Below are 12,655 nucleotides of genomic sequence, written 5' to 3'. Positions count from 1 at the left end.
CACGGAGCGCTATCGATGTCCTCACGCCTTACCCGCCAGACTTCCTCCCCTTCCCGCGTGCTGTCGCTGCTGACTGCGGCCATTCTCATGGCCGGCACCGCGCCGCTGCTCGCCGCCGCCGAGCAACCGACACGCAACATGGGCGATTACGCCTTCGCCATCGGCCAGCAACCGCTGGTTTCGGCACTGAATGCCTTCACCGCCGTGACCGGTTGGCAGGTCGGCTTGCCGGCAGAGTTGGGGCAGAACGTTTCGTCGCCGGGCGTGCGCGGTTCGCTGCCGCCGGAGAAAGCCCTCGAGCGCTTGTTGGTGGGGACCAACCTGAGCTTTCGCAAGCTGAGCAACAACAATGTCGTGCTGGAAAAACGCAACAGCAGCGGCACGCTCAATCTCGATCAGGTGACCATCAGCGCCACTCGCCAGGAACAGTCGGTCAACAGCGTGCCCTCGACGGTCAGCGTGCATGATCGCCAAGAGCTTGACCGCAACAACGTCAACACCATCAAGGATCTGGTGCGCTACGAACCGGGCGTTTCCGTTGGCGGTGCCGGCCAGCGCGGCGGCATCAGTGGCTACAACATTCGCGGTATCGACGGCGACCGCATCCTGACTCAAGTCGATGGCGTGGAGATCCCCAACGGCTTCTTCAACGGCCCCTACGCCAAAAGCCAGCGCAACTACGTCGACCCGGAAATCGTCAAGCGTGTGGAAATTCTGCGCGGCCCGGCCTCGGTGCTGTACGGCAGCAACGCCATTGGCGGCGCGGTCAGCTATTACACGCTGGACGCCGACGACATCATCAAACCGGGCAAGGACGTCGGCGCGCGTCTGAAAAGCGGTTACAGCTCCGCCGACGACAGCTGGCTGAAATCCGCCACCGTCGCTGGCCGCAGCGGTGAGTTCGACGGTCTGCTGCATTACAGCCAGCGCGACGGTCATGAAACCGAATCCTTTGGCAGCCACAACGGCACCGGTCTGGAACGCACCGCCGCCAACCCGGAAGACGTGCGCGCAACCAACGTTCTGGCCAAGCTCGGCTGGAACTACAACGACGATTCGCGCCTGGGCCTGACCTACGAAAAGTACAAGGACGATCGCGACACCGATCAGAAAAGTGCCTACGGCGGCCCGTACTTTAATGGCGCGCCGACCATTCCGAGCAGCGTACTGCCCGGCGGCATGTACCAGTGGCGCACCGGTAACGACACCATCACCCGCGAGCGTTTCGGCATCGAACACGCGTTCGCCCTCGGCAGCCTGCTGGTCGATAACGTCAAGTGGAGCCTCAATCACCAGATCGCCAAGACCGACCAGAGCACCGAAGAGTTGTACTACCCGATCACTCGTAAAGTGCTGCGTACCCGCGACACGCTCTACGAAGAAAAACAGTGGGTGTTCGACGCGCAACTGGACAAGTCTTTCGCGATCGGTGACACCGATCACCTGCTGACTTACGGCACCACGATCAAACAGCAGAAAGTCACCGGCTCACGCAGCGGCGACGGCACCTGTGTGGCCGTCGGTCGCGGCTGCACGGCGATTGGCGCGACGAGTCCGGCGGACGTACTGGCCAAGGCCTCTGATTTCCCCGATCCGACCATCAACACCTACAGCCTGTTTGCTCAGGATCAGATCAGCTGGAACGACTGGACCTTCCTGCCGGGCCTGCGCTACGACTACACCCAGCTCAAGCCGCACATCACCGAGGAATTCCTCAACACCGTGAATGCCGACGGCCAGGGCACGGTCAGCGACAAGAACAAGACCTGGCACAAAGTCTCGCCGAAATTCGGCCTGACCTACGCGTTGACGGAAAACTACACCTGGTACGGCCAGTACGCCGAAGGCTTCCGCACGCCCACGGCAAAATCGCTGTACGGGCGTTTCGAGAACAACACGACCGGCTACACCGTAGCGCCCAACTCCGACCTCGAGCCGGAAAAGAGCAAAGGCTTCGAAACCGGCCTGCGCGGGAATTTCGAGCAGGGTTCGTTCGACGTCGCGGTGTTCTATAACAAGTACCGCGACTTCATCAACGAGGACGCGGTCAAGCCGGGCGACGATCAGTTGACCTTCCAGAGCAACAACATCAAGCGCGCCACCATCAAGGGCGCGGAAGTCAAAGGTCGCTTGAACCTGGATGCGCTGGGCGCGCCGCAAGGCCTGTATACCCAAGGCTCGATCGCCTACGCCTACGGTCGCAACAACGACAGCGGCGAGCCGATCAACAGCGTCAATCCGCTCACCGGCGTGTTCGGTCTCGGTTACGACCAGGACAACTATGGCGGTTTGCTGAGCTGGACCGTGGTGAAGAAAAAGGACCGCGTCGACGACAGCAACTTCAAGTCGCCGGACGGCGTCAGCAGTCAGTTCAAGACCCCGGGCTTCGGCATTCTCGATCTGGCCGGCTATTACAAGGTGACCGACGACCTCACCGTCAGCGGCGGCGTCTACAACCTGACCGACAAGAAGTACTGGCTGTGGGATGACGTGCGCGGTTACGACAGCGTCGGCGAAGCGTCGGTGACGCAACCGGCCAACCTTGATCGCCTGACCCAACCGGGGCGCAACTTCGCGATCAACCTGATCTGGGACATCTGATCCGCCCGGCCTCACTGCGCGAGTTCTCGCCGCGCAGTGAGGTTTTTTTACTGTCCGGCGCCCGCCCGTACGTCTCGTTATCAAGCGCCTCTTTTATCAAGGACATGTCATGACCACTTCGGAAAAAGCCCTGCGTTCGCAACGCCTGAACCAGATCACCCATGAGCCGCACAGCAAACTCGATGCGCTGGTCAAAGCCCACGCACCGTTCGAAACCCGCGCCAGCTTCGCTCGTTTCGTCGTTGCGCAATACCTGTTCCAGGCGGAACTGGTCGAGCTGTACAACGATGCCGAACTGACCGCGATCATCCCGGATCTGCCGGCCCGTTGCCGCGCCGAAGCGGCCAGGGCTGACCTTGCCGACCTCGACACCGAGGTTCCGGCCCCGGTGGCCGGCGCGCTGAAAAACCCGAGCAAGGCGCGGGCGCTGGGCTGGATCTTTGTTTCCGAGGGTTCCAAGCTCGGCGCGGCGTTTTTGATCAAGCGTGCGGTGGCACTGGAACTGAGCGAAAGCTTCGGTGCCCGGCATTTGGCTGAACCGCAAGGTGGCCGCGCCGAGGGCTGGAAAAGCTTCGTACGCACCCTCGATGCGTTGCCGTTCACGGCAGAGGAAGAGGCGGAAGTTGAGCAAGGTGCGCTGGATGCATTCAACCGCTTCACCGTGCTGCTGGAACGGGCTTATGCCATAGAAGCCGAAGTGGCCTGAAGCAACTCTTATCACTTGTGGGAGCGAGCCTGCTCGCGAAGACGGCAGCACATTCAACATCAATGTGCCTGATCAACCGCTTTCGCGAGCAGGCTCGCTCCCACAGAGCTCACCACAAATCTGTAAGATCTCCGTTCCGCTCCAGAAACCACCTCGAGCCCATGCCCGCACCCGCCCCATCAAAACTCGCCCGTCTGCTGTTCGGCCTGCTGGCCTATGTCAGCCTCGGCATTGGCCTGGTCGCCATCGTCGTGCCCGGTCTGCCGACCACCGAGTTCATCCTTTTAGCCGCGTGGGCCGCGACCCGCAGTTCGCCGCGCCTGAGTGCGTGGCTGGAAAATCATCGCCTGTTCGGGCCGATCCTCAGTAACTGGCGCAACGGCAGGATCATCGCGCGTACGGCCAAAGTCAGCGCCACCGTCAGCATGCTGCTGTGTGCGACGTTGATGCTGGTGATGCTCGATCACGGCTGGCCGATCTATCTGGCGATTGCCGGCATGGGCCTGGGCAACCTGTGGATCTGGTCGCGCCCGGAGACGCCCGCCGCGGTAGTGAAACATCCCTGTAATTAAAGCCTTTTCAGCACTTTCCCCTGCGCAAACGTTTAGCGGCGACCGTCCGTCGGCGAGCGCCTCATGCCGTTTCGCTCGACGCCGATGAGGATTGAATGGCGCTGAATGGATTTGGCAAACCGGGCTTCAGGCCCAGCCACCTGTTTATTCCATTCGCGAGATCGCCCCATGTTCGACTCTCTTTCCATTCGCCTGAAAATCGTCCTGCTCTCCGGCCTGTGCCTGCTCGGAGTGGTGGTGCTGATCGTCAGCATGAACATCTACCAGACCAACCAGAACGACGCGCTGGTCAGTCAATCCAGCAACCAGTTACTGACCGCCAGCGTGCAGAACCTGCTGCAGGCCAAGGCCGCCGAGCAAGCGGTGCGGGTGCAGAAAACCTTTGGTGAAAGCCTGCTCGTGGTCACCGCCCTCGCCGACCAGATCAAGGATCTGCGGACGATGGCGGCCAAGCGTTCGCTCGAAGCCGGCGCTGTTCGTGAAGAGTTGAACCAGAGCCTGAAAACCGCTTTCGAGCGCAACGATAAAGTCCTCGGTATCTGGCTGGCCTTCGAACCCAACGGCCTCGACGGCAAGGACAGCGAATTCGCCAACGATGCCGCGCGGCAGTCCAACGAAGCCGGGCGATTCGCCTCGTACTGGAGTCGTGCCGCCGGCGCCGCACTGAATACGATCATGGTCGAAGATGACCTGACCAAGACCACCCTCAGCGTCAGCGGCACGCCGTACAACAGTTGGTACACCTGCCCTCGCGACAACAAGCGCACCTGCCTGCTCGACCCGTATGCCGACACCGTCGGTGGCAAGGAAATGCTCATGACGACCATTTCCGTGCCAGTGATGGTCGACGGCAAAGCGATCGGTGTGGTCGGTGTCGACATCGCGCTCGACGCCCTGCAAGCCGCCGCCGTCGACTCGCAGCGCAGCCTGTTCAACAACGCCGGGCATATGCTGATCGTCTCCGGCAGCGGCGTGCTGGCGGCCGACAGTGCTGACGCGACGCGGGTCGGCAAAAAAATCGGCGACACCCTCGGCGCTGACGGCAAGGATGTATTGCAACTGGTCGGCAGCGGCACGGCAAAAATTCTCCAACAGGGCGAGCTGATTCGCGCGGTTTACCCGGTCGATCCGATCGGCAATTCGCGTGCCTGGGGCGTGGTCATCGACCTGCCCGAGCACGTGCTGCTGGCCGACTCGGTGAAACTGCAAGCGGTGCTGGATGACGCGCAACAAACCGGCGTCATCACTGCCCTGCTGGTGGCGGGCGTGGCCGGTCTGGTCGGCCTCCTGCTGATCTGGCTCACCGCCTCCGGCGTCACCCGTCCGATCAACAGCGTCGCCGACATGCTGAAGAACATTGCCAGCGGCGAAGGCGATCTGACCCAGCGCCTGAACTACAGCAAGAAAGACGAACTGGGCGAACTGGTGAACTGGTTCAACCGCTTCCTCGACAAGCTTCAGCCGACCATCGCGCAGATCAAACAGAGCATCACCGAAGCCCGTGGCACGGCTGATCAGTCGTCGGAAATTGCCCGCCAGACCAGCGAAGGCATGCAGGTGCAGTTCCGCGAAATCGATCAGGTCGCCACCGCCTCCAACGAAATGAGCGCCACCGCCCACGACGTCGCCAACAGTGCCTCGAACGCGGCCAATGCGGCCAAGGGTGCCGATCAGTCCGCGAAGGACGGTATGGCGATCATCGAGCGCAGCACCCGCGACATCAATCAACTCGCCGATGAGGTCAGCAAAGCAGTGACCGAGGTCGAAGCGCTGGCAGTGAACAGCGAGCAGATCGGCTCGGTGCTGGAAGTAATCCGCAGCATCGCCGAACAAACCAACCTGCTGGCCCTCAACGCCGCCATCGAAGCCGCCCGCGCCGGCGAAAGCGGTCGCGGTTTTGCCGTGGTCGCCGACGAGGTGCGCAACCTCGCCAAGCGCACGCAGGATTCGGTGGAAGAAATCCGCATCGTCATCGAGCGCATCCAGACCGGCACCCGTGGCGTGGTCGCGACCATGCATTCGAGCCAGACCCAGGCGCACAACAACGCCGGGCAGATTCGTCAGGCCGTTGATGCGCTGGGCAAGATCAGCGACGCGGTGACGGTGATCAGCGACATGAACCTGCAGATCGCCAGTGCCGCCGAAGAACAGAGCGCCGTGGCCGAAGAGGTCAACCGCAACGTCTCGGCGATTCGCACCGTGACCGAAACCCTGACCGAGCAGGCCACCGAATCGGCAGCGATCAGCAGCCAGCTCAACAGCCTGGCGAGCCAGCAGATGAAATTGATGGATCAGTTCCGCGTGTAACAATCCAGCATAAATCCCTGTGGGAGCGATCCTGCTCGCGAAGCGGTCGTCATATCCAACATCCGTGTTGACTGACACGACGCCTTCGCGAGCAGGCTCGCTCCCACTGGGGAAACGGGTTCACATCCTGGTTTCATCTAAACCGCGATTCTTTTGCACTATCATCGCCCTCTCGTTCCGGAGGGCCTTCGATGACTGATCTGCTCACGTCCATCCAAACCGCACTCGACCTGCCCCACACGCCGATCCCCTTCAACGGTGACGGCGCGTTGCCCTCGGCGTTCGCAGTCACTGAACTGGCCTGCGCCAGCATCGCCGCTGCCGGCCAAGCGCTCAGCGAATTGCTTCACCAGCAAACCGGGCACTTGCCTGCGGTTGCAGTCGACCGGCGCCTGGCCTCGTTCTGGTTCTCCACCTCGCTTCGCCCGATCGGCTGGCAGGTGCCGCCGTTATGGGACGCGATCGCCGGCGACTATGCGACCCGGGACGGCTGGATCCGTCTGCACACCAACGCTCCGCATCACCGCGCCGCCGCTGAACGCGTGCTCGGTGCCTGCGCCGACCGCGCCGCAATGGCGGCGAAAGTCGCGCAATGGGACAGTGCGGATCTGGAACAAGCAGTGGTCGACGCCAACGGCTGCGCCGCCGAGATGCGCAGTTGGGCGCAGTGGCAGCAGCATCCGCAGGGGCTGGCGGTGAATGCCGAAGCGCTGGTGCAATTCATCGAGCAGACGGACGAGAACCGCAGCCCATGGCAAGGCTCGCTCGCACGACCTCTGGCCGGGATCAAGGTGCTCGACCTGACCCGCGTGCTCGCCGGTCCCAGCGCCAGCCGCTTTCTCGCCGGGCTCGGCGCAAACGTGCTGCGCATCGATCCACCGAGCTGGAACGAACCCGGCGTCGTTCCGGAAATGACTGTCGGCAAGCGCTGTGCGCGGCTGGATCTGCAAGTGCCAGCGGATCGCGCAGTGTTCGAAGGTTTATTGCAAGACGCCGACATCTTGCTCCACGGCTATCGCGCCGATGCGCTGGAACATCTGGGGTTTGGTATTGAACGCCGAAGGCAACTGGCACCGGGGCTGATCGACGTCTGCCTCAATGCCTACGGCTGGAGCGGCCCCTGGCAGAACCGCCGGGGCTTCGACAGCCTGGTGCAGATGAGCAGCGGCATTGCCGAGGCCGGACAGCATTGGAGGCACAGCGATAAACCGACGCCGCTGCCGGTGCAGGCGCTGGATCATGCGACCGGGTATCTGATGGCGGCGAGTGCGATCAGATTGCTGACTGAACGACTGGCCAGCGGTCGCGGGGGTTCGGCGCGGTTGTCGCTGGCACGGACGGCGAAGCTGTTGCTTGAGCATGGGCCGGGAACGCATGACCCGCTGCGGGCCGAAGACGCGCTGGATCAGGATCCGGCGATTGAACACACCGCGTGGGGACCGGCGCGGAGGTTGCGCGTGCCGCTGCAGATCAGCGGGACGGCGGTGCGGTGGAATTGGCCGGCGACGGAGTTGGGCTCGCATCCTCCGTGTTGGCCATGAGAAGCCCCTCACCCTAGCCCTCTCCCAGAGGGAGAGGGGACTGATTGGGGGATATTGGAGAGTTACGCCGACGTGAAAGATTTTCGTCGAATCCATAATCGACTCGATCGCTCAGGTCGATGTATAGCGCCAGACACCTCGGTCGGTCCCCTCTCCCAGAGGGAGAGGGGACTGATTGGGGGATATTGGAGAGTTACGCCGACGTGCAAGATTTTCGTCGAATCCATAATCAACTCGATCGCTCAGGTCGACGTATAGCGCCAGACACCTCGGTCGGTCCCCTCTCCCTCTGGGAGAGGGCTAGGGTGAGGGGCTGCTTTTCAGATCACAACGACAACACCCCGCTATACAACCCATACGCCGCCAGCCCCGCCCCGATCACCACGCAAGCAAAAATCCCCTTTTCCACCGTAGTGAACACCGGCTGCCCCTGTTCACGCTTGGCCTTGGCAAACAGGATCACCCCCGGCGCATACAGCAGCGCCGACAGCAGCAGATATTTCACTCCCCCGGCATACAACAGCCACACCGCGTAAACCAGGGCGATGCCGCCGATCAGCAGATCCTTGGTACGTTCCGCCGAGGCGTGTTCGTAGGTTTCGCCGCGCCCGCTGAGCAGCACCGCATAGGCCGCCGACCACAAATACGGCACCAGAATCATCGACGACGCCAGATAGATCAGACTGGTGTAAGTACCCGCCGAGAACAATGTGATCAGCAGGAAAATCTGGATCATCACATTGGTCAGCCACAGCGCGTTGACCGGCACGTGGTTCTTGTTTTCCTTCTTCAGGAACGCCGGCATGGTTTTGTCTTTGGCCGTGGCGAAGAGGATTTCCGCGCACAGCAAAGCCCATGACAACAACGCGCCCAACAGCGAAATCGCCAGCCCGACGCTGATCAGCAACGCACCCCACGGCCCGACGATGTGTTCGAGCACCGCTGCCAGTGATGGGTTTTGCAGATTGGCCAGTTCCGGCTGGCTCATGATGCCCAGCGACAGCACGTTGACCAGCACCAGCAGCGCCAGCACGCCGATAAAACCGATGACCGTGGCACGGCCGACGTCGCTGCGTTTTTCTGCGCGAGCCGAATAGACGCTGGCGCCTTCGATGCCGATGAACACGAACACGGTGACCAGCATCATGTTGCGCACCTGATCCATCACCCCGCCGAAATTCGGGTTGCTGCGGCCCCAGATGTCGCGGGTGAAGATGTCAGCCTTGAATGCCACGGCAGCGATGACGATGAACATGATCAGCGGCACGACCTTGGCCACGGTGGTCAACTGGTTGATCAGCGCTGCCTCCTTGATCCCGCGCATCACCAGAAAATGCACCGCCCACAACAGCAGCGAGGCGCAGCCGATGGCGATCGGCGTGTTGCCCTGGCCGAATACCGGAAAGAAATAACCGAGAGTGCTGAACAGCAACACAAAATAGCCGACGTTGCCCAGCCAGGCGCTGATCCAGTAACCCCACGCCGACGAAAAGCCCATGTAGTCGCCGAACCCGGCCTTGGCGTAGGCGTAGACGCCCGAGTCCAGCTCCGGCTTGCGATTGGCCAGGGTCTGAAAGACGAAGGCCAGCGTCAGCATGCCGATCGCGGTGATGCCCCAGCCGATCAGGATCGCCCCGGCATCGGCGCGCGCCGCCATGTTTTGCGGCAACGAGAAAATCCCCCCGCCGATCATCGACCCCACCACCAGCGCGATCAACGCACCAAGGCGCAGCTTTTGCGTCGGTTGCGACATGCAGATCTCCTTGAAAGAGCCGTTGTTGTTTATTTGTAACAACAGCCGACTAAAAGCCTAAGGGTAGATGACGTTTATCAGGTAATGGCCAATTTCGCACCGTTATATATAGCCGACCACGATAACGCTTAGCACGTTAAGTCAGTTTTGTGCGCCAATCTTGATTATTCAATTCTGTACTGAAAACAGATGACGGACATTTGCCAAACGCGGAAAAGCAACTAGCGTCATAGTTCCAAAGCATTAATTGCTATTCCCAATTGCGTCAGCGAAACGGCTCTGGGACGGGCCTTCCAGAGCACAGTGTTATGCCCGCAACGGGTGGATAAGTCATTCATTAACAATGGAATGTGGCCATGCACTGATCCAAGTCAGCTATTCGAACAGACAACGGTACTAGGCTGTGAGCTCTCCTTTCCTGCAATGGAGTCATGCAAATGTCTGAAGCGCCCGGAAAACTAAGACTCGGTGCACTGGTTGCACTGGTAGTCGGTTCAATGATTGGCGGCGGGATATTTTCGTTGCCACAAAACATGGCCGCCAGCGCCGACGTCGGTGCAGTGCTGATCGGCTGGGCCATCACCGCAGTCGGCATGCTCACCCTCGCATTTGTCTTTCAGACCCTCGCCAATCGCAAGCCTGATCTGGACGGCGGAGTCTACGCCTACGCCAAGGCCGGATTCGGCGACTACATGGGTTTCTCATCGGCCTGGGGCTACTGGATCAGCGCCTGGCTGGGCAACGTCGGTTACTTCGTTCTGCTGTTCAGCACCCTCGGCTATTTCTTTCCGATCTTCGGCGAAGGCAATACCCCGGCGGCGGTGATCGGCGCGTCCTTGCTGCTGTGGGGCGTGCATTTTCTGGTGTTGCGCGGGATCAAGGAAGCGGCGTTCATCAACCTGGTGACCACCGTCGCCAAGGTCGTGCCGCTGCTGCTGTTCGTGTTGATCGCAGTCTTCGCGTTCAGACTGGACATCTTCACCGCCGACATCTGGGGCGTGAAAAACCCTGACTTGGGCAGTGTGATGAACCAGGTGCGCAACATGATGCTGGTCACCGTCTGGGTGTTCATCGGTATCGAAGGCGCGAGCATCTTCTCCGCCCGCGCCGAGAAACGCTCGGATGTCGGCAAGGCCACCGTGATCGGCTTCATCACCGTGCTGCTGTTTCTGGTGCTGGTGAACGTGCTGTCGCTGGGCATCATGACCCAGCCGGAACTGGCGAAACTGCAGAACCCGTCGATGGCCGCCGTGCTTGAGCATGTGGTTGGTCACTGGGGTGCGGTGCTGATCAGCGTCGGCTTGATCATCTCGCTGCTCGGTGCGCTGCTGTCGTGGGTGCTGCTGTGTGCGGAGATCATGTTCGCCGCCGCCAAAGACCACACCATGCCGGAGTTTCTGCGCAAGGAAAACGCCAACCATGTGCCGGTCAACGCCCTGTGGCTGACCAACGCGATGGTGCAGGTGTTCCTGATCATCACCCTGTTCTCGGCCAGCACTTACCTGTCACTGATCTACCTCGCCACTTCGATGATTCTGGTGCCCTACCTGTGGTCGGCGGCCTATGCCCTGCTGCTGGCGGTGCGCGGCGAGAGCTACGAAGGCTTTGCCGCCGAGCGGCGCAAGGATCTGATCATCGGCGGTATCGCCCTGATCTATGCGGTGTGGTTGTTGTACGCCGGCGGGGTCAAGTACCTGCTGCTGTCGGCCCTGCTCTACGCGCCCGGCGCGATCCTGTTCGCCAAGGCCAAGCTGGAACTCAAACAACCGGTTTTCACCAACGTCGAGAAGCTGATTTTCGCCGCAGTGGTCGTGGGTGCCGTGGTGGCGGCCTATGGTCTCTACGATGGCTTCCTGACGCTGTAACCCCTGATTGAATTGTCATCTGGAGGAACACAGAAATGACCACGGAAAAAGTGAAGTACGGCGTCCACTCCGAAGCCGGGAAACTGCGTAAAGTCATGGTTTGCTCCCCAGGTCTGGCCCATCAGCGGCTGACCCCGAACAACTGCGATGAACTGCTGTTCGATGACGTGCTGTGGGTGGCGCAGGCCAAGCGCGATCACTTCGACTTCGTCACCAAGATGCGCGAGCGCGGCATCGACGTGGTGGAAATGCACAACCTGCTGACCGACATCGTTGCCATCCCCGAAGCGCTGGACTGGATTCTTGAGCGCAAAGTCACTGCCGACTCGGTGGGCCTGGGCCTGATCAGCGAAGTGAAATCCTGGCTGAAAAGCCTCGAGCCACGCCACATCGCCGAATTCCTGATTGGCGGCGTGTCGGCCGATGATCTGCCGGACAGCTTCGGTGGCAAGACCATCCAGATGTTCCGCGACTTCCTCGGCCACTCCAGCTTCATCCTGCCGCCGCTGCCCAATACCCAGTTCACCCGTGACACTACCTGCTGGATCTACGGTGGCGTGACGCTGAACCCGATGTACTGGCCGGCGCGCCGTCAGGAAACCCTGCTGACCACCGCCATCTATAAATTCCATCCGCAATTCACCAACGCCGAATTCGAGATCTGGTACGGCGACCCGGACAAGGACCACGGCAACTCCACCCTTGAGGGCGGCGACGTCATGCCGATCGGCAACGGCGTGGTGCTGATCGGCATGGGCGAGCGCTCATCGCGGCAGGCCATCGGCCAACTGGCGCTGAACCTGTTCAACAACAAAGCGGTGGAAAAAGTCATCGTCGCCGGCCTGCCGAAGTCCCGCGCAGCAATGCACCTGGACACCGTGTTCAGCTTCTGCGACCGCGACCTGGTGACGATCTTCCCGGAAGTGGTCAACCAGATCGTCGCCTTCACCCTGCGTCCTGACGAAAGCAAACAGGGTGGCATCGACATCCGCCGCGAAGAAGGCAGCTTCCTCGACACCGTCGCTGCGGCGCTGAATCTGCCGAAACTGCGCGTGGTGGAAACCGGCGGCAACAGCTTCGCCGCCGAACGCGAGCAATGGGACGACGGCAACAACGTGGTGGCGATGGAGCCGGGCGTGGTCATCGGCTACGACCGCAACACCTACACCAACACCCTGCTGCGCAAGGCTGGCGTGGAGGTCATCACCATCAGCGCCGGCGAACTCGGCCGAGGCCGTGGCGGCGGCCACTGCATGACCTGCCCGATCATCCGCGACCCGATCGACTACTAATCTTTGAGCCTTCGCCGC

Annotated in this window: 8 protein-coding genes and 1 pseudogene; 8 read left to right on the top strand and 1 reads right to left on the bottom strand. The window is 61.2% G+C overall.

The window, feature by feature from the left end:
• The first annotated feature begins 15 nt into the window (after nucleotides 1-15).
• The 6 genes and pseudogenes from AB4N48_RS04200 to AB4N48_RS04175 all read left to right on the top strand — a co-directional run bounded on the left by AB4N48_RS04200 (nucleotide 16) and on the right by AB4N48_RS04175 (nucleotide 7,727).
• The gene (locus AB4N48_RS04200; RefSeq protein ID WP_423664064.1) at nucleotides 16-2,601 is read left to right on the top strand and encodes a TonB-dependent receptor; all 2,586 of its coding nucleotides are present in this window, start codon (nucleotides 16-18) and stop codon (nucleotides 2,599-2,601) included.
• Between the two features lie 109 nt (nucleotides 2,602-2,710).
• Nucleotides 2,711-3,307, top strand: a complete 597-nt coding sequence (locus AB4N48_RS04195; RefSeq protein WP_423664062.1) for a biliverdin-producing heme oxygenase — start codon at nucleotides 2,711-2,713, stop codon at nucleotides 3,305-3,307.
• 161 nt (nucleotides 3,308-3,468) lie between these two features.
• Entirely contained in the window at nucleotides 3,469-3,879 is a 411-nt protein-coding gene (locus AB4N48_RS04190) for a YbaN family protein (protein ID WP_423664060.1), read from the top strand.
• Nucleotides 3,880-3,984: 105 nt separating this feature from the next.
• Nucleotides 3,985-5,280 (top strand): annotated as a pseudogene (locus tag AB4N48_RS04185) (methyl-accepting chemotaxis protein); the annotation flags it as partial.
• Between the two features lie 150 nt (nucleotides 5,281-5,430).
• Nucleotides 5,431-6,186: a methyl-accepting chemotaxis protein gene (locus tag AB4N48_RS04180; protein WP_371699605.1), complete on the top strand. Its 756-nt coding sequence runs from the start codon at nucleotides 5,431-5,433 to the stop codon at nucleotides 6,184-6,186.
• A 191-nt stretch (nucleotides 6,187-6,377) separates the two neighbouring features.
• Nucleotides 6,378-7,727 carry a CoA transferase gene (locus tag AB4N48_RS04175; RefSeq protein WP_460094851.1) on the top strand — a complete coding sequence of 450 codons (1,350 nt, stop codon included), beginning with the start codon at nucleotides 6,378-6,380 and terminating at the stop codon, nucleotides 7,725-7,727.
• Between the two features lie 325 nt (nucleotides 7,728-8,052).
• Here AB4N48_RS04175 and arcD (AB4N48_RS04170) read toward each other — a convergent pair whose 3' ends face one another.
• Complete coding sequence (gene arcD / locus AB4N48_RS04170) at nucleotides 8,053-9,480, bottom strand: arginine-ornithine antiporter (protein ID WP_150637483.1); 1,428 nt, start codon at nucleotides 9,478-9,480, stop codon at nucleotides 8,053-8,055.
• Between the two features lie 437 nt (nucleotides 9,481-9,917).
• Between arcD (AB4N48_RS04170) and arcD (AB4N48_RS04165) the strand changes: the two genes are divergently transcribed.
• Together arcD (AB4N48_RS04165) and arcA are read left to right on the top strand one after the other, a co-directional pair.
• Nucleotides 9,918-11,345, top strand: coding sequence for an arginine-ornithine antiporter (arcD, locus tag AB4N48_RS04165; protein ID WP_016773517.1), 1,428 nt, complete (start codon nucleotides 9,918-9,920; stop codon nucleotides 11,343-11,345).
• 35 nt (nucleotides 11,346-11,380) lie between these two features.
• A complete protein-coding gene (gene arcA, locus AB4N48_RS04160; protein WP_016773516.1) occupies nucleotides 11,381-12,637 on the top strand; it encodes an arginine deiminase in 1,257 nt (418 codons plus the stop codon).
• Nucleotides 12,638-12,655 lie beyond the last annotated feature (18 nt).

The organism is Pseudomonas sp. S2_C11 (assembly GCF_054668395.1).
Note: the sequence above shows the minus strand (reverse complement) of the source record. Positions and strands in the feature narration are given on the sequence as shown.